Origin of the sequence: Micromonospora solifontis (assembly GCF_003725545.1) — a bacterium.
Lineage (GTDB): Bacteria > Actinomycetota > Actinomycetes > Mycobacteriales > Micromonosporaceae > Micromonospora > Micromonospora solifontis.
Window position 1 is genome coordinate 1 of record NZ_RJLN01000035.1, and the last position, 23,270, is coordinate 23,270.

The following is a 23,270-nucleotide window of genomic DNA, read 5'->3' on the forward strand; positions in this document are numbered from 1 at the left end:
GCTCGCCGCCGGCCTCGGCCCCGACTGGACGGCGACGTTCGCCGGCTGGGCGGCGGACCGCCCCACCAACGGGTCCCTGCGCGACGGTTGGGACCTGGCCCGCTACCTGCGGGACCGCGGCAGCCTGCCACCGCTCGGCGCCGAGGAACTGGCCACCCGGGACGCCACCGCCCGCTACGACGGCCACGCCGCGCCCCGGCCGCGCCGGCTGCCCGCCGTCGCCCGGACCGGCGGCGCCGTCGCGGTGCAGGTCGCCGGCCGGGTACGCCTGCTCCGCCCCGCCGACCGCTGAGGCGAGGTGGCAGCCGGGTCGGGGGTACGGCAGGATCGGGCCCATGGATCTCGGACTCGCCAACCGGGTGTACGTCCTCACCGGCGCCTCCCGCGGCCTCGGCCTCGCCACCGCCCACGCCCTCGTCGCCGACGGCGCCCGGGTGGTGATCTCGGCCCGGGTGCCCGAGCGGGTGGCCGAGGCGGTCGAGGCGCTCGGCGGCCCCGAGCGGGCGATCGGGCTGACCGCCGACCTGACCGACCCGGGCACCCCGCAGCGCCTCGTCGCGGCGGCACGGGAGCAGTTCGGCCGGCTCGACGGCGCGCTGATCTCGGTCGGCGGCCCGCCCCGGGGCACCGCCGCCCAGGTCACCGACGAGCAGTGGCGGGAGTCCTTCGAGACGGTCTTCCTGGGCACCGTCCGTGCCGCCCGTACGGTGGCCGCCGCGCTCACCGGCGGCGGCGCGATCGGCCTGGTCCTGTCCACCTCGACCCGGGGGCCGGTGCCCGGCCTCGGCATCTCCAACGGCCTGCGGCCCGGCCTGGCCGGGGTGGCCAAGGACATGGCCGACGAGTTCGCCCCGCGCGGCGTACGGGTGGTCAGCCTGCTGCCCGGGCGGATCCTCACCGACCGCAACCGGGAGCTGTTCGCGGCCACCGGCGACCCGGAGCGGGCCCGGACGGAGGCCGAGGCCGCCATTCCGCTCGGCCGCGTCGGTGACCCGGCGGAGTTCGGCCGGGTGGCCGCCTTCCTGCTCTCCCCCGCCGCCAGCTACGTCACCGGGGTGACCGTGCCGGTCGACGGCGGCGCGCTGCGCGGCCTGTGAGCCGCTATCCGCGCCCGACCAGGGAGCAGCTCGCGGCGGCCGCCGACAAGCTCCTCCCGGACGTGATCGCCCCCGGCCTCGACGTGCTCTTCGTCGGGATCAACCCCGGGCTGTGGTCGGCGGCGACCGGCTGGCACTTCGCCCGGCCGGGCAACCGGTTCTGGCCGGCGCTGCACCGGGGCGGCTTCACCCCCCGCCAACTGCACCCCAGCGAGCAGGACGAGCTGCCCGCGCTCGGGCTCGGCAGCACCAACATGGTGGCCCGGGCCAGCGCCCGGGCCGACGAACTGACCGCCGAGGAACTGGTGGCCGGCGCGGAGGTGCTCACCGCGAAGGTGGAGCGATACCGGCCGCGTTGGGTGGCGGTGGTCGGGGTGACCGCCTACCGGATCGGCTTCGCCCGGCCCAAGGCCGGCTTCGGCCCGCAGCCGGAGCGGCTCGGCCCGGCCCGGCTGTGGGTACTGCCGAACCCGAGCGGCCTGAACGCCCACTTCACCCCGGAGACGCTCGGCGCCGCCTTCGGTGAGCTGCGCGCCGCGGTCTAGCTAGTTGGCGGCGGCCGGGGGCAGCGCCTCCTGCGCCACGTACGTGCCCAGGGGCACCGTGGTGACCACCGGCTCCGGCTGGTCGACCTCGGCGTGCGGGGTGGGCGAGTCGGCGACCGCGAACTGGGTGCGGTAGAGCTCGGCGTAGAGGCCGCCGACGGCGACCAGCTCCTCGTGCCGGCCGCGCTCGACGATCCGCCCCTCGTCCAGCACCAGGATCTGGTCGGCGTCCCGCACGGTGGAGAGCCGGTGCGCGATCACCAGCGCGGTACGCCCGGTCAGCGCCACCGACAGCGCCCGCTGCACCGCCGCCTCGCTCTCCGAATCCAGGTGCGCGGTGGCCTCGTCGAGGATGACGATCGACGGGGCCTTGAGCAGCAGCCGGGCGATGGCGATGCGCTGCTTCTCACCGCCGGAGAAGCGGTAGCCCCGCTCGCCGACGGTGGTGTCGAGCCCGTCGGGCAGCGCCCGGACCAGATCGGCGACCTGCGCGCCGGCGAGGGCGGCCCAGATCTCGTCGTCGGTGGCGTCCGGCTTGGCGTAGCGCAGATTCTCCCGGATGGTCTCGTGGAACAGGTGGGAGTCCTGGGTGACCACGCCGATCTCGTCGCGCAGCGAGGCCAGGGTGGCGTCCCGGACGTCGACCCCGCCGACCAGCACCTGCCCGTCGGTCACGTCGTAGATCCGGGAGATCAGCATGGACAGCGTCGACTTGCCGGCGCCGGACGGGCCGACCAGGGCCACCATCCGCCCGGGCTCGACGCTGAACGAGACGCCCTTGAGCACCGGCTCGTTGACCGTGCGGTCCAGCGCGGCGACCTCCTCCAGGGAGGCCAGCGACACCTCGGCGGCGCTCGGGTAGCGGAACCGCACGTCGCGGAACTCGACCCGGCCGTTGCCGCGGGGCACCGGCACCGCGTCGGGCTTCTCCGCGATGCCGGGGCGCAGGTCGAGCACCTCGAAGACGCGGTCGAACGAGACCAGCGCGCTCATCACGTCCACCCGGACGTTGGACAGCGCGGTGAGCGGACCGTACAGGCGGGTGAGCAGCAGCGCGAGCTTCACCACGGTGCCCGCGCTGACCGCGCCCGTGACGGCGAGCCAGCCACCGAGGCCGTAGGTGAGCGCCTGGGCGAGCGAGGCGACGAGCAGCATGGCCACGAAGAAGGTGCGCGAGTACATGGCGGACTGGATGCCGATGTCGCGGACCCGCTCGGCCCGGCCGGCGAACCGGGCCGCCTCCACCTCGGGCGAGCCGAAGAGCTTGACCAGCAGCGCGCCGGCGACGCCGAACCGCTCGGTCATGGTGGCGTTCATCTTCGCGTCGAGGTTGTACGACTCGCGGGTGATCTCGGCCAGCCGGCGGCCGACCCGGCGGGCGGGGATGATGAAGATCGGCAGCAGTACCAGCGCCAGCAGGGTGATCTGCCAGGAGAGGATCAGCATCGCCCCGGCGGTGAGCACCAGCTGGATGACGTTGCTGACCACGCCGGACAGGGTCGAGGTGAAGGCCCGCTGGGCGCCGAGCACGTCGTTGTTGAGCCGGCTGACCAGCGCGCCGGTCTGCGTCCGGGTGAAGAACTGCAGCGGCATCCGCTGCACGTGGTCGTAGACCCGGGTGCGCAGGTCGAGGATGATGCCCTCGCCGATGCGGGCCGAATACCAGCGCTGCGCCAGCGAGAAGAGCGCGTCGGCGACCGCCAGCACGGCGATGATCAGGGCGAGCTTGACCACCGTGGCGCCCGCGTCGGAAGCGCCGCCGGCGATCGCGTCGATGACATCACCGGCGAGCAGCGGGGTGGCCACCCCGATCACGGCGGCGATCACCACGGTGAGCAGGAAGACGATGATGTCGCGCCGATAGGGCCGGGCGAACGCGACGATCCGCTTGGCGGTGCCGCGCTTGAGTTGGTGGGTGGAGATCTCGTCCTGGTTGCGCATCGACCGGAGCATGCTCCAGCCCGCCATGCCACCACCGGCCATGTGGTTGGACACTCGTCACCTCCGGGTGGTCGGGCAGCCAGGGACCGTCGGGTCAATTCTCCCGACGACTACGACAACCTCGCGAGTAACCCGGATCTTCCCGAACGATCCTTACTATTCTCCCCGCCCGGCCAGATCGCGCAGCCGCCGGGTCTGCGCCTCGCGCTCGGCCCGCTGCTGCTCCGCGTGGGTGCGCCCGGCCGCCCCGGCCAGCAGCGCCTTGATCTCCACGATCGCGTCCCGGTTGTTGGCCAGCAGGCCGGCGGTCAGGTCGCGCACCGCGGCGTCCAGCTCGGCGCCGGGCACCACCAGGGTGGCCAGCCCGATCCGGTCCGCCTCGGCGGCGTCCATCCGCCGGCCGGTGGCGCAGATCTCCAGGGCGCGGGAGTAGCCGACCAGCTCCACGAGACGCTTGGTGCCGGCGAGGTCCGGGACCAGGCCTAGGGTCACCTCGGCCATGGAGAGCCTGGCGTCCTCGGCGAGCACCCGCAGGTCGCAGGCGAGGGCGAGCTGGAAGCCGGCGCCGATGGCGTGGCCCTGCACCGCGGCGACCGAGATCACATCGGGGCGGTGCAGCCAGGTGAAACCGCCCTGGTACACGGCGATCCGGTCGGCGCACTCCTGCTCGGGCAGGGTGGACAACTCGGCGAAGGAGCCCGGGCCGGAGGCGCCGGCCACCGACAGGTCCAGGCCGGCGGAGAAGGCCCGACCCTCGCCGCGCACGACCACGACCCGGACGTCGCCGGGCAGATCCCGGGAGAAGTCGCTCATCGCGCGCCACATCGCCGGGGTCTGGGCATTGAGCACGTCGGGCCGGCACAACGTGACCGTCGCGACCGGCCCGTCGCAGTCGAAGCGCACCCCGGTCGTCTCGGCGGTCACCGGACCGCCCGGGGCAGTGCGCTGATGGACGACGCTGGTGGGCGGGTCACGCCTTCTTGCGGCGCCGGGCGCCGCCACGCTGCCGCAACTGCACGCCGGACTCGGTGAGCACCCGGTGGATGAACCCGTAGGAACGGCCGGTCGAGGCCGCGAGCGCACGGATGCTCTCCCCGGAGGTGTACCGCTTTACCAGGTCCTTGGCGAGCGTCTGACGCTCGGCCCCGACGATCCGGCGACCCTTCTCAGTGCTGGTGGCTGTGCCGGTGGCTGCCATGCTGTGTCCTCACGTCCCAGACTGTGCGGTTCGGATACGGTCCCACCTATTAGACCGCCTCGAACGATCATGCGCCAGATATCAACTCTTCGCCAACCGACACGCTATGCAATGTCAGCTTCCCGATAGAGTGATCCTTCTGACCGGTCAGCCCGGCCCGCCCGGGTGGATCACGGCGGGCCGACCGGCCGGCCGAACCGTACCCTCCCTCGGGTGACCGAACCGCTCGCCGCCGCGGCCGCCGCCGCCCTGGTGTTCACCGCCACCAACATCGACGACGTCGTCGTGCTCACCGTGTTGTTCGTGGCGGCCCGCCGCACCGGCCGGCCCCGCCCCCGGCACATCGTGGCCGGGCAGTACCTCGGCATCGGCGCGCTGGTGGCCGCCGCCGCGGTGGCCGCCGCCGGGTTGCTGGTCGTACCCGATCCCTGGACCGGCCTGCTCGGGCTGCTCCCGATCGCGCTCGGGGTCCGTGCGCTGCTGGCCCGCTCCGCCGACGACGAGCCGCCGGCCGTGGTCGGCGGCCTGCTCGGGGTGGCCGGGGTGACCATCGCCAACGGCGCCGACAACATCGCGGTGTACGTGCCGGTGTTTCGGTCCCTCGACCCGGCCGCCGGCTTGGTCTGGCTCCTGGTCTTCGCCGCGCTGGTGGCGGCCTGGTGCGCGGTCGCCGCCCGGCTCGGCGGCCACCCGCAGGTGGTGGGCCTGGTCGACCCCACCCGCACCCGACGGTGATCATGAAGTTGGCGGCGTTGTGGATCTCCAAAACTGCCGCCAACTTCATGATCGACGCAGCCGGCCGGGGACGGCGGGGCGCCGTCAGGCGAGTTCTACTAGTTCGAGGAGGTCGTCGGACCAGGCGTCCTCGTCGCCGTCGGGGAGCAGGATGGCGCGGTCGGGCTTGAGCGCGCTGACCGCGCCCGGGTCGTGGGTGACCAGCACGATGGCGCCCGGGTAGCGGGCGATCGCATCGAGCACCTGCTCCCGGCTGACCGGGTCGAGGTTGTTCGTCGGCTCGTCCAACAGCAGCACGTTGGCGCCCGAGCAGACCAGGGTGGCCAGGGCCAGCCGGGTCTTCTCGCCACCGGAGAGCACCCCGGCCGGCTTGTCGACGTCCTCGCCGGAGAACAGGAACGCGCCGAGGATCTTGCGGAGGTCGGTGTCGGTCTGCTCCGGCGCCGCGCTGCGCATGTGCTCCAGGATGGTCCGGTCCACGTCCAGGGTCTCGTGCTCCTGGGCGTAGTAGCCCAGGCGCAGCCCGTGGCCGGGGCGTACCTCGCCGGTGTCCGGTTCGAGCAGCCCGCCGAGCATCCGCAGCAGGGTGGTCTTGCCGGCGCCGTTGAGGCCCAGAATGGCCACCCGGGAGCCGCGGTCCACCGCCACGTTCACGTCCGTGAAGATCTCCAGCGACCCGTACGACTTGGACAGGCCGGTGGCGGTGAGCGGGGTCTTGCCGCACGGTGTCGGCGTGGGGAACCGGACCTTCGCCACCTTGTCCGCGACCCGGACCTCATCCAGGCCGGACAGCAGCTTCTCGGCCCGGCGGGCCATGTTCTGGGCGGCGACGGTCTTGGTGGCCTTGGCCCGCATCTTGTCCGCCTGGGCCATCAGCGCGCCGGCCTTCTTCTCGGCGTTGGCCCGCTCCCGGCGGCGACGCCGCTCGTCGGTCTCCCGCGCCTCCAGGTACGCCTTCCAGCCCAGGTTGTAGACGTCGACCACGGACCGGGTGGCGTCCAGGAACCAGACCTTGTTGACCACCGCCTCCAGCAGCGAGGCGTCGTGGGAGATCACGATCAGGCCGCCCTTGTGGTTGGCCAGGAAGCCGCGCAGCCAGGTGATCGAGTCGGCGTCGAGGTGGTTGGTGGGCTCGTCGAGCAGCAGGATGCCGCCGCCGTTCTCCCCGGCGTCCCGGAACAGGATCCGGGCCAGTTCGATCCGGCGGCGCTGGCCGCCGGAGAGGGTGCCGATGGTCTGCGCCAGGGCGCGGTCGGGCAGCCCCAGGTTGGCGCAGATCCGGGCCGCCTCGGCCTCCGCCGCGTAGCCGCCGAGGGAGGCGAACTGGTCCTCCAGCAACCCGTAGCGACGGACCAGCCGCTCGTCGTCGGCGCCCTCGGCGAGCTTGGTCTCCACCTCCTTCATCTGCGCCATGAGCACGTCCAGCCCCCGGGCGGAGAGCACCCGGTCGCGCCCGGTGACCTCGAGGTCGCCGGTACGCGGGTCCTGCGGGAGGTAGCCGATCGCGCTGCGCCGGTCGATCTGCCCGGCGTACGGCTGGCCCTCCCCGGCGAGGACCTTCAGGGTGGTGGTCTTGCCGGCGCCGTTGCGGCCGACCAGGCCGATCCGGTCGCCCGGCTGCACCCGCAGGGTGGTGTCGGACAGCAGGATCCGGGAACCGGCGCGCAACTCCAGGCCGGTGGCAGTGATCATTTCGAGGTACTCGCTCTCGGGGTCCGGAAAGGCTGACTCAGGGCACGCGAAAGCGCCGGCGGGTCATCAGTTCCCGTCGGCGCGGGGCGGTTCAGCCTTCGCAGCGCAGCACGGGGGCAATTGTACCGGGCGGCCCGGCGCGACCGATGCGGATTACCCGGCAAGATCATCGGGTACCGAAAACGCCGTCCGGACCCGGTCCGGTACCGCAACCACTACACAGGGACTAATCGGTGATCGGGGTCAACATGGAGCTGAACGAGAACGCGCGCATCGACACCAGCCAGGTGGACGATCGGCGAGGGTCCGGCGGAGGCGGCGGGATGGGCATTCCGATCCCGATCGGCGGCGGCCGGGGCGGGATCGTGGGCATCATCATCGCCGTGCTCGTCGCCCTGGTCGGCGGCGGCTTCGGGCTGAACGCAATGAGCGGAGGCGGCGGCTCCGACCAGGGCGACAACAGCTCCCTGGAGCAGAAGTGCTCGGCGCAGGACGCGCTGCAGCAGCTCGACTGCCGTAACACCCTGTACGTGAACTCGATCCAGGCGTACTGGCGCACCGCCCTGCCGGAGGTGTTCGGCGAGCAGTACCAGCCGTCGAAGACCGTCTTCTTCAGCCAGAACGTGAACACCGGCTGCGGTCAGGCCGACTCCGGCGTCGGGCCGTTCTACTGCCCGGCCGACGACCTGGTCTACATCGACCTCACCTTCTACCGGCTGCTCGCCGACCAGCTCGGCGCGGAGGGCGAGTTCGCCCAGCCGTACGTGCTGGCCCACGAGTACGGCCACCACGTGCAGGACCTGCTCGGTACCGAGGCGCAGATGCGCCGCCAGCAGCAGCGCGACCCGAACAGCGCCAACACGCTGTCGGTGAAGCTGGAGCTGCAGGCGGACTGCTACGCCGGCGCCTGGGCCAAGAACGCCACCGGCACCGCCGACGAGCGGGGCCAGAAGATCTTCAAGAGCATCACCGAGCAGGACATCCAGCAGGCCATCGACACCGCCGAGAAGATCGGCGACGACGCCATCCAGAAGCGCGCCGGCCGGCCGGTGAACCCGGACGAGTTCACCCACGGTACCTCGGAGCAGCGCAAGCAGTGGTTCACCAAGGGCTACTCGACCGGCGACCCGAAGGCCTGCGACACCTTCGGCAGCGGGCAGTGAGTTCCTCCGGCGCCGACTGACCGGCGCCACGACACCGGGCCGTCGGCCTGTGCCGCTGACACCCCGCCAGCGGTCAGGCCGACGGCCCGCGTCGTGACCAGGTTGGTCAGCCCAGCAGGGTTACCTGGGCCGGGGTGGACCGCTGGGTGGTGGTGCCATCACCCAACTGCCCACCGCTGTTGTCGCCCCAGCACCACAGGCCGCCGTCGGTGCGGACCGCGCAGCCGTGGGAGCGGACGTCCAGGCCGCCGGTCCAGGTGGTGGCGGTGCCGACCCGGCTGGGCGCGTTCCGGTGGGTGGTGGTGCCGTCGCCGACCTGTCCCGACGAGTTCTCGCCCCAGCACCACAGGCTGCCGTCGGTGCGGGCCGCGCACGACGTGTCGCCGCTCCCGCCGACCCTGCTCCAGGTGGTGTCCGTGCCGACCTGGACCGGCGCGGTCTGGTAGGTGCCGCTCACACCCAGCTGGCCGTACCCGTTCTCACCCCAGCACCACAGGGTGCCGGAGCGGACCGCACAGGTGTGGGCGTACCCGGCCGTCACGCCGGTCCAGGTGGTCGCGGTGCCGACCTGCGCCGGCGTGGTCTGCGAGCCCAGGCTGCCGAGACCGAGCTGCCCGTCCGAGCTGTAACCCCAGCACCACAGCGTCCCGTCGGTGCGGATGCCGCAGCTGTGTGCGAAGCCGGTCGTGACATTCGCCCAGTTGGTCGCCGTGCCGACCTGCAGCGGGGTGGTGGCGACGTAGGGCGAGGTGCCGACGCCCAACTGGGAGGTCCGGTTGAAGCCCCAGCACCAGAGAGTGCCGTCGGTGCGCACGGCGCAGGTGTGCTCGTAGCCGGCGCTGACCCGGGCCCAGGTCGTGGCGGTGCCGACCTGCGTCGGGGTGCTCCGCCGCGTGGTGGTCCCGTCACCGAGCTGGCCCCGGCTGTTCGCGCCCCAGCACCACAGCGTCCCGTCGGTCCGCACCGCGCAGGTGTGGCTGGTGCCGGCGTCGACACCAACCCAGGTGGCGGTGCCGACCCGGGCCGGGGTGCTCCGGCTCGTGGTGGTGCCGTCGCCGAGCTGGCCGCTGTAGTTCGCGCCCCAGCACGAGAGGCCCCCGTCGGCGAGGACGGCACAGGTGTGCGCGCCGCCCGTGGTCACGCCGGAGACCGCCGGGGCGGCCAGGGCCGCGTCTTCGGCAGCGCTGACGCTCGCGGCCGCCGTGCCGACCGTCAGCGCGGCGGTGAGTGCGGCGCTACCGATGGACAACGCCGCCGCGGCGGCGAAAAGCCGGGCCGCACGGCGCCACCGGGTCCGCAGCCGGCCGTCCTGATATCCGTTCATGTACGTGCTCTCTCCCAACGATGTCGGTGCCTGGATGACGGAGACGGAAGCTGCCCCGGCGGGTCGCCCGGAGACCCACCACTTCGTGGCACCGACCTTATGCATCGAGTCGATTCGATGCACCATCGACGGGTTGGATTGACCGCCTTGATGCGGATCTTTCCCGCTCAGCGGACCAGGATGTGGACCGCACGGGCGGCGGGGCGGGAGCGACGCCCGGCCCGCCGGACGGCGGTGCGGGCCGGGCGGGCAGCGGTCAGCCGGACAGCAGGGCGGCCACGGCGAGGGCGGCGATCAGGGCGCTGGAGAGCAGGCCGGTGAGCAGGCGCCCACGCGGCCCGGCGAGCGCCCGGCCCACCACGCTGCCACCGCCGGCGACGAGCAGTTGCCAGCTCGCCGAGGCCAGGAACGCGCCGGCCACGAAGAGCCCCGCGGTCGCCCCGTCCAGGTCCGCGGCCTCCTGCCGGCCGAGCACCAGCGCGGCGAAGTAGAGCACCGTGGTGGGGTTCAACATGGTCAGCCCGAGCACCGCCGCGTAGGCCCGGCCGGGGGTGCTGAGCCCCCGGCCCGTCGGCGCCTCCGGGGTCACCCCGGAACGCCGGGCGGACCAGGCCCGCCACAGCCCGTGACCGGCCAGCCCGAGCAGGACCAGGGCGGCGACCACCCGCAGCGGCCCGGCGACCGGCGCGATGAACCCCGCGAGACCGGCCCCACCGAAGGCGGCGACGGCGGCGTAGAGCCCGTCGGCGGTTGCCACGGCCAGCGCGGCGGCCGCACCGACCCGGAACGAGGTACGGGCGCTCAGCCCGAGAATGAGGATCGCGATCGCGCCCACCGGGACGGCGACACCGTAGCCGGCCACCACACCGGCGAGGAACGCCCCGCTCACGACGGTGAGCGGCGGGTCGGGGCGGACCACGGCACGGTGCGCTGTCGACGCGCGGCGGTGGCCGCGCGGACAGGAACCTGCTTCGGGTACGCCTCGATCACCCGCTCATCCTGCGTCCCCACCCCCGCCCTCCGCCACCGGGTTTCCCCGCCCCACCCCCGCCACGCCCCCACGCCGCCGGCCCGCCGCCGCCCCGCCGCGCCGCCGTCCAAGATCCGGCTGGATCCTGGATTGGTGTCCTCAGCCGCGCCACGAGGCCACCACATCCAGGATCGAGCGCCGCCCGGGAGAAGTGCCCCGGAGACGTCCGCGTCACTGATGCGTCATCTGTCGATGGGCGGGGCTGCCGCGGGTAGCTCGACAGCGATGCGGAGCCCGCCGGCGGCGCGCGGAGTGAGGGTGAGTGTTCCGTCGTGTGCGTGGGTGATGGTCTTGACGATCGCCAGGCCGAGGCCGACGCCTGCGTGGTCGCTGTATACGCGCTCGGTGCCGCGCTGGAATGGTTCGGTGAGTGTCGAGGCCAGCGCTGGGGTGAGCTGCTCGCCGGTATTTTCGACGGTGAGCAGCACCGTCCTGGCGCGGAGGCTGGTAGTGACCCACACGGCGCCCTGTCCCGGCAGGTTGTGGACGATCGCGTTGTGCACGAGGTTCATGGTCAACTGCAGCAGGAGCGCCTGCGATCCCATCGTGGGGGTGATGTCGCCGCAGGTCTCGATGGTGACACCGCGCTTTTCGGCGAGGGGGAGAAGGGTTTCGGTGGCTTCTTCCGCCAGGAGGGACAGGTCCACGCATTCTCGCGTGAAGGACCGCTGCCCAGCGCGGCTGAGCAGGAGCAGTGCCTCGGTGAGGTCGATCGTCCGGGTGTTGAGAGCGTGGAGGCGGTCGATCAATTCGCCGGTGTCGTGGTTCGGATGGGCGCGGGCCACGTCGAGAAGTGTCTTCGAGATCGCGAGCGGGGTACGCAACTCGTGAGAGGCGTTGGCTGCGAATCTCCGCTGTTCGGCGACGTGTGCTTCGAGCCGGGTGAGCATCGTGTCGAAGGCGTCGGCGAGTTCGCGGAACTCGTCCCTGCGGCCCGGCAGCCGGATCCGGTGGGAGAGTGATCCGTTCGTGGCCATCCGGGTGGCGTCGGTGATGCGGGTCAGGGGGGCGAGCATCCGGCCGGCGAGCAGCCACCCGCCGACGAGACCGAACACCAGCAGGAACGACAGCGCGATGCTCGCCTTCGGGGCGAAAGCGCGCCAGAGGTCGGACCGGCCGGGAATGAAGAGACCGGGACCCCAGATCCCACCGTCGGGCGGCATGCGCTCGGGGAGGGTGACCGCCTGATCGGGGACGTAACGCAGGAGAAACACCCACACGACTGCGAGCAGCAGGACGCCCGCGACCATGAGGAGTCCCGCGTAGCTGAGGGTGAGTTTGAGGCGGACGCTCAACCCGGATGCCCTAGCCACGCTCACCTCCCTCGTGCCCGGCCTCCGGCTGCGTGTCGATGCGGTACCCGACGCCGGGCACCGTGGCGATGATCCAGGGCTCGCCGAGGCGCTTGCGCAGTGCCGAGATGGTGATGCGTACGGCGTTGGTGAACGGGTCGGCGTTCTCGTCCCACGCGCGTTCCAGGAGTTCTTCGGCGCTGACGACACCGCCTTCGGCGGCCACGAGGACCTCGAGCACGGCGAACTGCTTCCTGGTCAGCGCGACGTAGTGGCCGTCCCGGTAGACCTCTCTGCGGAACGGGTCCAGCCGCAGACCTGCGAGCTCCCGCACGGGTGGCCGGTTGTGGCCACGTCTGCGGTCGAGTGCTCTGAGCCGGAGCGCGAGTTCTCGAAGTTCGAAAGGTTTCGTGAGGTAGTCGTCGGCGCCGAGTTCGAACCCGGAGGCCTTGTCGTCGAGGCGGTCGGCCGCGGTGAGCATGAGGATCGGCATGCCGCTGCCGGAGGCGACGATGCGTTTGGCGATCTCGTCACCGGACGGCCCGGGGATGTCGCGGTCGAGGACGGCGATGTCGTAGGCGTTGATGCTCAGCAGCTCCAGAGCGGTGTCGCCGTCACCTGCGATGTCGGCCGCGATCGCTTCCAGGCGTAGGCCATCGCGGATGGCCTCGGCCAGATAGGGCTCGTCCTCGACGATCAACACCCGCATGTCACTTGATGCTACGAGCCGGCGCATATCGTCGGCGTATCGGAAAGAACATACGCGCTGGCAACACCCCGCTGCCTTGACTGGCGGCATGTACCGACCCGCACCATCAGCACGAACAAGGACCCACCGGATCCGCCGGCTCCTTGCCGTCGGCCTGATCGCCGGCGCGGGAATGATCACCACAGCCTGCCTCTCCCCGGGGCCAGAGCCGTCGTCCTCGGCCGCGTCGCCCTCACAATCGCTTCGCCGTGACCATCGCGGCGCGCCCCGAGGGGCCGGTGGTCGACTCGGCCAGGCCGATGGTGTCGTCCCCGGTGGCGTGACGGTCTTCGATGACGCCGTTCCCGCGGTGGCGAAGCTCGATCCGGATCTCCGCGCGGCCCTCCGCCAGGCGGCGACGGCCGCCGCGGACGACGACGTCACGTTCTACGTCAACAGCGGCTGGCGGTCCGCGGCCTACCAGAATCAGCTTCTTCGCGAGGCGGTCTCCAGGTACGGCTCCGAAGACGAGGCCGCCCGCTGGGTGGCCACCGCGGCGACGTCCGCGCACGTGTCGGGGGACGCGGTCGACCTCGGGCGCTCCGCTGCGCCGGCGTGGCTGGCCAGGCACGGTGCCGCGTACGGGCTGTGCCAGATCTACCGCAACGAGGCCTGGCACTACGAACTGCGCCCCGAAGCGGTCGAGCACGGATGCCCGGCCATGTATGCCGACCCCACCGAGGACCCGAGGATGCAGCAGTGACCGGCAGTGAGCGAGGACAGAAGGCGACGCCGGTGGACGCGCCGGAGACCGGGCAGGGCGGCGCCGGCCGCCGGGGCACCGGCTCCGGTACCCGGCGGGCAGGCATCCACCGGGCGATCCGCGTCGCCGCCCGGCCGGAGCCCTGGAGGCGCGGCCCGGTGCTCGCGGCGCTGGCGCTGCTGCTGGGCCTGGCCATGCTGCTGCACGCGAAGATCCCGAACCGGATCGGGCACCTCGGCAGCCTGGTGGAGACCTTCCTGCCGTGGTTCGGCCTGTTCATCCCGGTGCTGCTGGCCGGGGCGCTGTGGCGTCGCTCCGCCGCCGCGGTGGCCGCGCTGCTGCTGCCGGTCATGGTGTGGCTGAACCTCTTCGGCGGGCTGCTCGGCGACAAGTCCCGGCCGGGCAGCGACCTCACGGTGGCCACCCACAACGTCGGCGCCGGCAATCTCGACCCGGCCGGCACCGCCCGCGACCTGGCCACCTCCGGGGCGGACGTGCTGGCTCTGGTGGAGCTGACCGAGCAGGCCCGGGGCACGTACGAGACGGGGCTGGCGGAGGCGTACCCGTACCACACCGTGCAGGGCACGGTCGGGCTGTGGAGCAAGCTGCCGCTGTCGGAGACCCAACCGGTCGACATCCAGCTCGACGCCGGGCCGCTGGCGGCAACCAGGCCGGCCGACAGCAGGATGGCCTACACCCGGGCGCTGCGCGCCACGGTGGCCACGGACCGGGGGCCGCTGGCGGTGTACGTGGCCCACCTGGGGTCCGTACGGGTGAATCCCAGGGCGGGCTTCTTCACGGTCCATCGGGACCGGAACGCGCAGGCGCTCGGCGCGGCCATCGCCGCCGACCGGAATCAACGGGTGGTGCTGCTCGGCGACCTGAACGGCCCGCTGGACGACCGCGCGTTCGCCGAGATCACCTCGCGGATGCGGTCGGCGCAGGGCGAGGCCGGGAAGGGCTTCGGCTTCACCTGGCCAGCGGCGTTCCCGGTGGTGCGGATCGACCAGATCCTGGTCCGCGGCGTGCAGCCGGAGCGTTCGTGGGTGCTGCCGGCCACCGGCAGCGACCACCTGCCGGTGGCGGCCAGCATCAGCTGGTGAGCGACCCGTGGAGGGCTCCGCTTCCGGAGCGAGGCACCTCAGGCGCGAATCGCGAACAGCAGCCCGAACACGCCGCCCTCGCGCTCGATCGAGGTCAGTCGCGATCGGGGTCGCGGACCAGGACGTGCACGGCGCGGGCGGCGCCGATCGCGTCGACCAGCACCGCGTGCCGAGGCTCGGGCACGTCGAGCAGCCGGTCGGCGCGCAGCGCGGCGAGCGGGGCCAGCCGGCGGTCGGCCAGCACGCTGTCCACGGCCCGCCGGTCGCCACCGCAGACCAGCGCCGCGAGGGTCGGCGCCGCCGGCAGCAGCAGCCGTACGGCCAGCTCGGCGGCGTCGCCCAGGGCGGCCTTCGCCTGGTTGTCCCGCCGTCGGGCGAACCGCTGCTGCGACCAGCCACCGGCGGCGGTACGCCCCTGAACGTACCGGCTGTCCACCTTGGAGACGACCAGGTCGGGGCCGTCGGCGACGCCCACCGCCACCGCGCCCTTGCGGACCAGCAGCAGGCCGAGCCGCCGGGGCGCGCCGGCCGCCGCCACGAACCCGGCCACGTCGGCGCTGGCCGGAGCACCGGGCGGGGTGTGCAGCTCGGCGGTCGCGCCGTCCGGGGCGGCGAGCAGCAGCCCGTACCCCTCGACGGTGGTGGTGGGCGGGCCGTGCCGGTCGGCGAAGCCCTCGACCCAGCGGGCGACGCGGCCCGGGTCGACCTCGACCCACCGGCCGCCCCCGGCTGCGGGTCGGCTGGTCACCGCCCGACCGTACGGCACGGCACCCGCTCCCCGCGGGGCAGCCCGGGCACACCGCCGCCGTCGCGGCATGCCTTCGCCCGGACGGTCCCGCCTCCCCCGACGTGGCGTCGATCGGGCGGCGCGGCGGCGTGCCCGGAGGGTGGGGCGATCAGACGTTGAAGCCGAGCGAGCGGAGCTGGTCGCGCCCCTCGTCAGTGATCTTGTCGGGGCCCCACGGCGGCAGCCACACCCAGTTGATCCGGATGTCGTTGACCAGCCCGCCGCCCGGGCCGGTGGTCAGCGCCTGCCGGGCCTGGTCCTCGATGACGTCGGTGAGCGGGCAGGCCGCCGAGGTCAGCGTCATGTCCAGGGTGGCGACGTTGTCGTCGTCGACGTGCACGCCGTACACCAGGCCCAGGTCGACCACGTTGATGCCCAGCTCCGGGTCGACGACGTCCTTCATCGCCTCCTCGATGTCGGCGATGGCGGCCTTGCCGCCGGTCGCCGGCGTGGTGGCGGTCTCCTCGCTCATGCCTTCACCTCCGTCGGGCTCACGCCCACCCCGGCGCGTGCCGCGGCGTCCTTGAACGCCATCCACGACAGCAGCGCGCACTTCACCCGGGCCGGGTAGCGCGCGACACCCGCGAACGCCACCCCGTCTCCGAGCACCTCCTCGTCCGGCGTGACCTGGCCACGCCCGGACATCAACTCGACGAACGCCTCGTGCACCACCGTGGCGTCGTCCGCGGCCCGGCCGCGCAGCAGCTCGTGCAGGATGCTCGCCGACGCCTGGCTGATCGAGCAGCCCATCCCGTCGTACGAGATGTCGGTGAACACCTTGCCGTCGGTGGTCACCCGCACGGTGATCTCGTCGCCGCAGGTCGGGTTGACGTGGTGCGCCTCGCCGACCCGGGCGTCCGGGTCCGCCGCGTCCCGCAGGCCACGGCCGTGCGGGTGCTTGTAGTGGTCCAGGATGATCTCCTGGTAAAGCGACTCAAGCTGCATCAGGCTGGACTCCCATCGATTCGCCCGGCTCCGGCGTCGCCCGGCTCATCCGAACACCTTCCGCACCTGCTCGAGACCGGCCACCAGCGCGTCGATCTCCTCCGTCGTGGTGTACAGGTAGAACGAGGCCCGGGTCATCGCCGGCACGCCGAAGCGGGTGCACACCGGCTTCGCGCAGTGATGTCCCACCCGCACCTGCACACCGAGCGAGTCGAGCACCTGCCCGACGTCGTGCGGGTGCACGTCGCCGAGCGCGAAGGAGATCGTTCCCCCCCGGCCGACCGGCACGTTCGGGCCGAAGATCCGCAGCCCCGGCACGGTGGCGAGGGCGTCCAGCGCGTACGCCGTCAGCTCCTTCTCGTGCCACTGGATGGCGCGCATCCCGATCCCGCTGAGGTAGTCCACCGCCGCGCCCAGCGCCACCGCCTCGGCGATCGGCGGGGTGCCCGCCTCGAACCGGGCCGGCGGCGCGGCGAACGTGGACCGCGCCATCGACACCGTCTCGATCATCGAGCCGCCGCCCATGACCGGCGGCATCGCGGCGAGCAGCTCGCCCCGCCCCCACAACACGCCGATGCCGGTCGGGGCGCACATCTTGTGGCCGGTGAAGACGATGAAGTCGGCGTCGTAGTCGACCACGTCCATCGGCATGTGTGGCACCGACTGGGAGCAGTCGAGCAGCAGCAGGGCGCCCACCTCACGGACCCGCTCGGTGATCCGCGCGGTGGCGTTGACCGTGCCGAGGATGTTGGAGGTGTGCACCAGCGAGACGATCTTCGTCCGCTCGGTGACCAGCTCCGCCAGCCCGGACTCGTCGAGCCGGCCGTGGTCGGTGACCGGGAACCAGCGCAGGGTCGCGCCGGTCCGCTCCGCGAGGAGCTGCCACGGGACGATGTTCGAGTGGTGCTCCATCTCGGAGATCACGATCTCGTCGCCGGGCCCGATCCGGAACCGCGGGTCGGCGTCGGGACGCAGCGAGGCGTTGGAGAACGCGTACACCACGATGTTGATCGCCTCGGTGGAGTTCTTGGTGAACACCACCTCGTCCACGCTCGGCGCGTTGATGAACGTCGCGACCTTCGCCCGCGCCCCCTCGTACGCCTCGGTCGCCTCGGTGCCGAGGGTGTGCACCGAGCGCGACACGTTGGCGTTGTGCCGGGCGTAGTGCTCGGCGAGCACGTCGAGCACCTGGCGCGGCTTGTGCGAGGTGTTGGCGCTGTCGAGATAGACCAGCGGGTGGCCGTTGACCTCCCGGTCCAGGATCGGGAAGTCGGCCCGCACCCGCGCCACGTCGAAGCGGGGCACGTCGTCGTACTGCGGCATGCCCGCCGGGATCGCGATCGAGGTCATCGGGTGCTCGCTAGGCCCGCGCCGAACCGGCCCCGGCGACGTACCGCTCGTAGCCCTCTTCCTCGAGCTTGTCGGCCAGCTCCGGGCCGCCCTGCTCGACGATCCGGCCGGCGACGAAGACGTGTACGAAGTCGGGCTTGATGTAGCGCAGGATGCGGGTGTAGTGGGTGATCAGCAGCAGGCCGGTGTCGCCGGTGTCGCGGACCCGGTTGACGCCCTCGCTGACCACGCGCAGCGCGTCCACGTCGAGGCCGGAGTCGGTCTCGTCGAGGATGGCCATCCGCGGCTTGAGCAGCTCCAGCTGCACGATCTCGTGCCGCTTCTTCTCGCCGCCGGAGAAGCCCTCGTTGACGTTGCGCTGGGCGAACGCCGGGTCCATCTGGAGCTTCTCCATGGCGCCGCGCAGCTCACCGGCCCAGGTGCGCAGCTTGGGCGCCTCGCCGTCGATGGCGGTCTTGGCGGTACGCAGGAAGTTGGCCACGGAGACGCCGGGCACCTCGACCGGGTACTGCATGGCCAGGAAGAGGCCGGCGCGGGCCCGCTCGTCGACGGACATGGCCAGCACGTCCTCGCCGTCGAGGGTCACCGAGCCGCCGGTGATCTCGTACTTGGGGTGACCGGCGATCGAGTACGCCAGGGTGGACTTGCCGGAGCCGTTCGGGCCCATGATGGCGTGGGTCTCGCCCGACTTCACGGTCAGGTCGACCCCGGCCAGGATCGGCTTGAGCTCACCCTCGGGCAGCTTGACCGACACCTTCAGGTCGCGGATCTCCAGGGTGCTCATCAGCGGGTCACTCCATTGCTCGGCGTCAGGCTGACGTAGATGTCGCCGTCGCGGACTTCGACGGGATAGACGGGAACGGGTTCGGTCGCGGGCAGCCCGGTGGGCTCACCAGTACGCAGGTCGAAACGGGAACCGTGCAGCCAGCATTCCAGCGTGCAACCCTCGACCTCGCCCTCGGAGAGCGGCACCGCGGCGTGCGAGCACTCGTCGTACACGGCGTAGAAGTTGTCGTCCTCGCCGTGCACGATGGCGAGCTGGGTGCCGTCGACGTCGGCGCTGATCACGGTGCCCTTCGGCACGTCCTCGGTCGAACAGATCTTGATCATCAGGCGCCTGCCTTGGTGAGGCGGGCCTCGATCGCGTCGCCGAGCCGCTCGCGCAGCTCCTCGACCGGGATCTTGTTGATCAGCTCGGCGAAGAACCCCCGGACCACCAGGCGGCGGGCCTCCTCCGCCGGGATGCCGCGGGCCATCAGGTAGAAGAGCTGCTCGTCGTCGAACCGGCCGGTCGCGCTCGCGTGCCCGGCACCGGCGATCTCGCCGGTCTCGATCTCCAGGTTGGGGACCGAGTCCGCCCGCGCGCCGTCGGTCAGCAGCAGGTTCCGGTTGATCTCGTACGTGTCGGTGCCGGTGGCCTCGGCCCGGATCAGCACGTCACCGACCCAGACGGTGCGCGCGCTGTCGCCCTGCAGGGCGCCCCGGTAGCCGACGTAGCTGCGGCAGTCCGGCACGGTGTGGTCCACCAACTGCCGGTGCTCCAGGTGCTGCCCGGAGTCGGCGAAGTAGAGGCCGTACAGCTCGGCCTCGCCGCCGCGGCCGGCGTACTCCACCGAGGTGTACTGCCGGACCAGGTCGCCACCGAGGCTGACCTGCACGTGGATCACCTTGGCGTCCCGGCCCAGCTTGACCTTGAGGTGCTGCGCCTGCACGGCGTCGTCGGCCCAGTCGGCGACGGTGACCAGGGTGAGCTTCGCGCCGTCGGCCACCGCCACCTCGACGTTGTCGGCGAGGGTGGCGGAGCCGGCGTGCTCCAGCACCAGGGTCACCTCGGCGAACCGGCCCACCTCGACGAAGGTGTGGCCGAAGGCGGGCGCGTCGACGCCCTCGCCGACCACCCGCAGGCTCACCGGGGCGGTGACCACCGCGTCGGCGGCGACGCGCACCAGCAGCGCCTGCTCGAACCCGCCGTACGCCAGCGCGCTGACCCGGTCGAACGGGGTGAGCACGCTGCCCACCCGCGGGTCGTCCCGGCCGATCCGGTCGGCGGTGACGCCCTCGGGCAGGTCGGCGTACTCGTGCCGGACCGTGCCGGTGGCGACCGGCGCCCCGTCGCCGACCAGACCGCGGAGGCGCTTGAGCGGGGTGAAGCGCCACTCCTCCTCCAGGCCGGTCAGGGCCGGGAAGTCGGCGACGTCGTACGAGCGGAGCGCCTGCGACTTGGTCGCGGGCGGCGCGGAAGCCTGGGTAGTCATCTCTTCCTTGGTCTGTCTGTTCCGGGACGACGAGTTCTGGACCTGGGACGGCGGGCCGGGGTCACCGGCCCGCCACGCGGCGGCGTCAGCCGACCGCGCCCTCCATCTGCAGCTCGATCAGGCGGTTGAGCTCCAGCGCGTACTCCATCGGGAGCTCCTTGGCGATCGGCTCGATGAAGCCGCGCACGATCATCGCCATCGCCTCGTCCTCGCTCAGGCCCCGGCTCATCAGGTAGAAGAGCTGGTCCTCGCTGACCTTGGAGACGGTCGCCTCGTGCCCCATCGACACGTCGTCCTCACGGATGTCGACGTACGGGTAGGTGTCGGAGCGGGAGATGGTGTCCACCAGCAGGGCGTCGCACTTGACCGTGCTCCGGCTGTTGGTCGAGCCCTCCAGCACCTGCACCAGGCCCCGGTAGGAGGTGCGGCCGCCGCCCCGGGCGATCGACTTCGACACGATGGTCGAGGAGGTGTGCGGCGCGGCGTGCACCATCTTGGCGCCGGCGTCCTGGTGCTGGCCCTCGCCGGCCATCGCCACCGAGAGCACCTCGCCCTTGGCGTGCTCGCCGGTCATGTAGACCGCCGGGTACTTCATGGTCACCTTGGAGCCGATGTTGCCGTCGATCCACTCCATGGTGGCGCCCTCGTGGCAGACGGCGCGCTTGGTGACCAGGTTGTAGACGTTGTTCGACCAGTTCTGGATGGTCGTGTAGCGGCAGCGGGCGTTCTTCTTGACGATGATCTCCACCACGGCGCTGTGCAGCGAGTCCGAGGAGTAGATGGGCGCGGTGCAGCCCTCGACGTAGTGCACGTACGCGCCCTCGTCGACGATGATCAGCGTCCGCTCGAACTGGCCCATGTTCTCCGTGTTGATCCGGAAGTAGGCCTGCAGCGGGATCTCGACGTGCACGCCCTTCGGCACGTAGATGAACGAGCCACCGGACCAGACGGAGGTGTTCAGCGCGGCGAACTTGTTGTCGCCGACCGGGATCACCGTGCCGAAGTACTCCTTGAAGAGGTCCTCGTGCTCCTTGAGGGCGGTGTCGGTGTCGAGGAAGACGACGCCCTGCTCCTCGAGGTCCTCACGGATCTTGTGGTAGACGACCTCGGACTCGTACTGCGCCGCGACACCGGCGATCAGCCGCTGCTTCTCCGCCTCGGGGATGCCCAGCTTGTCGTAGGTGTTCTTGATGTCCTCGGGCAGGTCCTCCCAGCTGGTGGCCTGCTTCTCGGTGGACCGGACGAAGTACTTGATGTTGTCGAAGTCGATCCCGGTGAGGTCCGCGCCCCAGGCCGGCATCGGCTTGCGCCCGAACAGCCGCAGGCCCTTCAGTCGCAGGTCGAGCATCCAGGCCGGCTCGTTCTTCTTGGCCGAGATGTCCCGCACCACCGCCTCGTTCAGGCCGCGCTGGGCGGACGCCCCCGCGACGTCGGGGTCGGCCCAGCCGTACTCGTAACGACCGAGGGCGGCGAGCTGCTCCTCCTGGGTCAGGGGCTGGACGATCTGCTCGGTCATCTATCTGTCCTCACAGTGGTGACGGTGTTACGGGACTGGGCGGGGATGTGCGTGGTGCACACCCCGTCGCCGTGCGCGATGGTGGCCAGACGCTGCACGTGGGAGCCGACCAGACGGGAGATGACCGCCGTCTCGGCCTCGCACAGCTGGGGAAACTCGGCGGCCACGTGCGCCACCGGGCAGTGGTGCTGGCAGAGCTGGCCGCCGGAGGCGATCGTGGACGCGTTGGCAGCGTAGCCCTCGGCGGTAAGCGCCCCGGCGAGTGCCTCCGCCCGGGCCAGCGGGTCGTCGCCGGCGTCCTCCATGGCGGAGCGGCAGCGCTCCTCCAGCGCCGCCACCTGCTCGGCGGCGAACGACTCGACCGCGTGCGGGCCGCCGCTCCGGGCGATCCAGCGCAGCGCGGCGGTGGCGATGTTGTCGTAGAGGTGGGTGCCGCAGCGCACCCGGGCCGCCTCGGTCAGCACGAAGACCTTGGCCGGCCGGCCCCGGCCCCGGCTGCCGCGTACGGCCTGCTCCCGGGCGACCACGTCGCCGTCGGCGAGCATCGCGTCGAGGTGGCGGCGGATCGCGGCCGGGCTGAGCCCGAGCGCCGAGCCGAGCTGGGCGGCGGTGGTCGCCCCCCGCTCCAGCAGCAGCTGGGTGACCCGGTCCCGGGTGGACCGGTCCGCGGGCGTGGCCCCGTTGGCGACCGGTGCGGTCGCCGGGAGCTGCTCGGAGAGCGCCGCCGCGTTTTTCACAACGGCAACGTTACGTAATTCGTCGAGGGGCCGCAAACCCGGGGTCCGGTGATCCCGACCACCGGTCCGGCGGAGTCACCCGATCGGGATCCACTACGGTGCGTAGGATTCGCTCCGTGAAGCCTTCCGTCCGGTTCCCGGTCACCTCGACGCTGCTGGCGCGCCTCGCGTACACCTCGATCATCGCGAACGTGGCGATCGTGGTCACCGGCGGGGGTGTCCGGCTCACCCGCTCCGGGCTCGGCTGCCCGACCTGGCCCAGGTGCACCGACGAGTCGTACACCACCACCCCGGAGATGGGCGTCAACGGGGTGATCGAGTTCGGCAACCGGCTGCTCACCTTCGTGGTGGGGATCATCGCGCTGGCCGTGGTGCTCGGCGTGCTCGCCCAACGCCCCCGCCGCCGCGGGCTGCTGCCGCTCTCGGTCGCCGTGCTCCTGGGCATCCCCGCGCAGGCGGTGATCGGCGGGATCACCGTGCTGACCCACCTCAACCCGTGGGTGGTCGGGCTGCACTTCCTCGCCTCGATGGTGGTGATCGCCGCCGCGTACGCCCTGTGGCGGCGGATCGTGGAGCCGGACGGGCCGGCGACGCCCACCGTGCCCGCGCCGCTGCGTACCCTCGCCCTGCTCACCACCCTGGTGAGCGCGGCGGTCCTGGTGGTCGGCACCTGGGTGACCGGCAGCGGCCCGCACGCCGGCGACCAGGGCGCGGCCCGCAACGGGCTCGACCCGGAGGCGATCTCCCAGGTCCACGCCGACGGGGTGTTCCTGCTGATCGGCCTCTCGGTGGCGCTGGTCCTCGCGTTCCGGGCGGTCGGCGCGGCGCGGGCCGCCCGCGCCGCCGCGCTGCTGGTCGCGGTCGAACTGGGCCAGGGCCTGATCGGCTTCGTGCAGTACTTCACCCACCTGCCGGTCGTCCTGGTCGCCGCGCACATGCTCGGCTCCTGCCTGGTGCTGCTGGCCAGCCTGGCGGTGCTCTGGTCGACCCGCGAGCGCCGGCCGGTCGCGCCGCCCGCGCGGCCGGCGCCGGCCGCCGAACCGGTCACCGCGGTCGCCTGACCCCACACCGGGACACCGCGCCCGGCGTTAACCCCGGGACCGGGCGGG

General features: G+C 72.2%; 26 protein-coding genes. 8 read left to right on the forward strand and 18 right to left on the reverse strand.

Annotated features, from left to right (window positions below):
• The 3 genes from EFE23_RS14295 to mug form a co-directional block, all read left to right on the forward strand.
• Positions 1–292 (forward strand): SCO6045 C-terminal-like domain-containing protein (locus tag EFE23_RS14295; protein WP_500786054.1); only part of this gene is annotated, 292 nt, incomplete at its 5' end.
• Between the two features lie 43 nt (positions 293–335).
• A complete protein-coding gene (locus EFE23_RS14300; RefSeq protein WP_123241416.1) occupies positions 336–1,097 on the forward strand; it encodes an SDR family oxidoreductase in 762 nt (253 codons plus the stop codon).
• On the forward strand, positions 1,094–1,642 hold the full coding sequence (gene mug / locus EFE23_RS14305; RefSeq protein WP_123241417.1) for a G/U mismatch-specific DNA glycosylase: 549 nt from the start codon (positions 1,094–1,096) through the stop codon (positions 1,640–1,642). The genes EFE23_RS14300 and mug overlap by 4 nt, the downstream gene beginning before the upstream one ends.
• Here the strand turns inward: mug and EFE23_RS14310 are convergent, their stop codons facing one another.
• From EFE23_RS14310 to EFE23_RS14320, 3 genes are all read right to left on the reverse strand, one after another.
• On the reverse strand, positions 1,643–3,625 hold the full coding sequence (locus tag EFE23_RS14310) for an ABC transporter ATP-binding protein (protein ID WP_123241418.1): 1,983 nt from the start codon (positions 3,623–3,625) through the stop codon (positions 1,643–1,645).
• Between the two features lie 114 nt (positions 3,626–3,739).
• Entirely contained in the window at positions 3,740–4,507 is a 768-nt protein-coding gene (locus EFE23_RS14315) for an enoyl-CoA hydratase/isomerase family protein (RefSeq protein ID WP_123241419.1), read from the reverse strand.
• Between the two features lie 46 nt (positions 4,508–4,553).
• Positions 4,554–4,781: a helix-turn-helix domain-containing protein gene (locus EFE23_RS14320; RefSeq protein ID WP_007462679.1), complete on the reverse strand. Its 228-nt coding sequence runs from the start codon at positions 4,779–4,781 to the stop codon at positions 4,554–4,556.
• Positions 4,782–4,994: 213 nt separating this feature from the next.
• On the opposite strand from EFE23_RS14320, the gene EFE23_RS14325 reads away from it, so the two are divergent.
• On the forward strand, positions 4,995–5,516 hold the full coding sequence (locus tag EFE23_RS14325; protein WP_233600982.1) for a cadmium resistance transporter: 522 nt from the start codon (positions 4,995–4,997) through the stop codon (positions 5,514–5,516).
• 84 nt (positions 5,517–5,600) lie between these two features.
• Here EFE23_RS14325 and EFE23_RS14330 read toward each other — a convergent pair whose 3' ends face one another.
• On the reverse strand, positions 5,601–7,208 hold the full coding sequence (locus EFE23_RS14330; RefSeq protein WP_123241421.1) for an ABC-F family ATP-binding cassette domain-containing protein: 1,608 nt from the start codon (positions 7,206–7,208) through the stop codon (positions 5,601–5,603).
• A gap of 248 nt (positions 7,209–7,456) precedes the next feature.
• Here EFE23_RS14330 and ypfJ point away from each other — a divergent pair, with 248 nt between their 5' ends.
• Complete coding sequence (gene ypfJ / locus EFE23_RS14335; RefSeq protein ID WP_123241459.1) at positions 7,457–8,371, forward strand: KPN_02809 family neutral zinc metallopeptidase; 915 nt, start codon at positions 7,457–7,459, stop codon at positions 8,369–8,371.
• 106 nt (positions 8,372–8,477) lie between these two features.
• Here the strand turns inward: ypfJ and EFE23_RS14340 are convergent, their stop codons facing one another.
• The 5 genes from EFE23_RS14340 to EFE23_RS14355 form a co-directional block, all read right to left on the reverse strand.
• Positions 8,478–9,695, reverse strand: a complete 1,218-nt coding sequence (locus tag EFE23_RS14340) for an RCC1 domain-containing protein (protein ID WP_123241422.1) — start codon at positions 9,693–9,695, stop codon at positions 8,478–8,480.
• 256 nt (positions 9,696–9,951) lie between these two features.
• On the reverse strand, positions 9,952–10,584 hold the full coding sequence (locus tag EFE23_RS14345) for a LysE family transporter (protein WP_123241460.1): 633 nt from the start codon (positions 10,582–10,584) through the stop codon (positions 9,952–9,954).
• Entirely contained in the window at positions 10,581–10,706 is a 126-nt protein-coding gene (locus EFE23_RS29295; RefSeq protein WP_255421139.1) for a hypothetical protein, read from the reverse strand. The genes EFE23_RS14345 and EFE23_RS29295 overlap by 4 nt, the downstream gene beginning before the upstream one ends.
• A gap of 201 nt (positions 10,707–10,907) precedes the next feature.
• Positions 10,908–12,038: a sensor histidine kinase gene (locus EFE23_RS14350; protein WP_123241461.1), complete on the reverse strand. Its 1,131-nt coding sequence runs from the start codon at positions 12,036–12,038 to the stop codon at positions 10,908–10,910.
• Positions 12,031–12,726, reverse strand: a complete 696-nt coding sequence (locus EFE23_RS14355; protein WP_123241423.1) for a response regulator transcription factor — start codon at positions 12,724–12,726, stop codon at positions 12,031–12,033. The genes EFE23_RS14350 and EFE23_RS14355 overlap by 8 nt, the downstream gene beginning before the upstream one ends.
• Positions 12,727–13,045: 319 nt before the next feature.
• Between EFE23_RS14355 and EFE23_RS28520 the strand changes: the two genes are divergently transcribed.
• Both EFE23_RS28520 and EFE23_RS14365 read left to right on the forward strand, forming a co-directional pair.
• Positions 13,046–13,468, forward strand: a complete 423-nt coding sequence (locus tag EFE23_RS28520; protein ID WP_199737075.1) for a M15 family metallopeptidase — start codon at positions 13,046–13,048, stop codon at positions 13,466–13,468.
• Complete coding sequence (locus EFE23_RS14365) at positions 13,465–14,571, forward strand: endonuclease/exonuclease/phosphatase family protein (RefSeq protein WP_233600983.1); 1,107 nt, start codon at positions 13,465–13,467, stop codon at positions 14,569–14,571. Before EFE23_RS28520 ends, EFE23_RS14365 begins: the two co-directional genes overlap by 4 nt.
• A 94-nt stretch (positions 14,572–14,665) precedes the next feature.
• Here EFE23_RS14365 and EFE23_RS14370 read toward each other — a convergent pair whose 3' ends face one another.
• From EFE23_RS14370 to EFE23_RS14410, 9 genes are all read right to left on the reverse strand, one after another.
• Positions 14,666–15,319, reverse strand: a complete 654-nt coding sequence (locus EFE23_RS14370) for an acVLRF1 family peptidyl-tRNA hydrolase (RefSeq protein ID WP_123241462.1) — start codon at positions 15,317–15,319, stop codon at positions 14,666–14,668.
• A 148-nt stretch (positions 15,320–15,467) separates the two neighbouring features.
• A complete protein-coding gene (locus EFE23_RS14375; RefSeq protein WP_123241426.1) occupies positions 15,468–15,830 on the reverse strand; it encodes a metal-sulfur cluster assembly factor in 363 nt (120 codons plus the stop codon).
• Positions 15,827–16,303 (reverse strand): Fe-S cluster assembly sulfur transfer protein SufU, encoded by a 477-nt coding sequence (gene sufU, locus EFE23_RS14380; RefSeq protein ID WP_123241427.1) that lies wholly within the window; start codon positions 16,301–16,303, stop codon positions 15,827–15,829. The genes EFE23_RS14375 and sufU overlap by 4 nt, the downstream gene beginning before the upstream one ends.
• A gap of 45 nt (positions 16,304–16,348) precedes the next feature.
• Positions 16,349–17,653: a cysteine desulfurase gene (locus tag EFE23_RS14385; RefSeq protein ID WP_123241428.1), complete on the reverse strand. Its 1,305-nt coding sequence runs from the start codon at positions 17,651–17,653 to the stop codon at positions 16,349–16,351.
• A 10-nt stretch (positions 17,654–17,663) separates the two neighbouring features.
• The gene (sufC, locus tag EFE23_RS14390; RefSeq protein ID WP_123241429.1) at positions 17,664–18,437 is read right to left on the reverse strand and encodes a Fe-S cluster assembly ATPase SufC; all 774 of its coding nucleotides are present in this window, start codon (positions 18,435–18,437) and stop codon (positions 17,664–17,666) included.
• Positions 18,437–18,763, reverse strand: coding sequence for a non-heme iron oxygenase ferredoxin subunit (locus EFE23_RS14395; RefSeq protein WP_123241430.1), 327 nt, complete (start codon positions 18,761–18,763; stop codon positions 18,437–18,439). The genes sufC and EFE23_RS14395 overlap by 1 nt, the downstream gene beginning before the upstream one ends.
• Positions 18,763–19,908 (reverse strand): Fe-S cluster assembly protein SufD, encoded by a 1,146-nt coding sequence (sufD, locus tag EFE23_RS14400; RefSeq protein ID WP_123241431.1) that lies wholly within the window; start codon positions 19,906–19,908, stop codon positions 18,763–18,765. The genes EFE23_RS14395 and sufD overlap by 1 nt, the downstream gene beginning before the upstream one ends.
• 85 nt (positions 19,909–19,993) lie before the next feature.
• Complete coding sequence (gene sufB / locus EFE23_RS14405) at positions 19,994–21,424, reverse strand: Fe-S cluster assembly protein SufB (protein ID WP_123241432.1); 1,431 nt, start codon at positions 21,422–21,424, stop codon at positions 19,994–19,996.
• On the reverse strand, positions 21,421–22,161 hold the full coding sequence (locus EFE23_RS14410) for a helix-turn-helix transcriptional regulator (protein WP_123241433.1): 741 nt from the start codon (positions 22,159–22,161) through the stop codon (positions 21,421–21,423). The genes sufB and EFE23_RS14410 overlap by 4 nt, the downstream gene beginning before the upstream one ends.
• Positions 22,162–22,259: 98 nt before the next feature.
• On the opposite strand from EFE23_RS14410, the gene EFE23_RS14415 reads away from it, so the two are divergent.
• Positions 22,260–23,222: a COX15/CtaA family protein gene (locus tag EFE23_RS14415; RefSeq protein WP_199737076.1), complete on the forward strand. Its 963-nt coding sequence runs from the start codon at positions 22,260–22,262 to the stop codon at positions 23,220–23,222.
• Positions 23,223–23,270 lie beyond the last annotated feature (48 nt).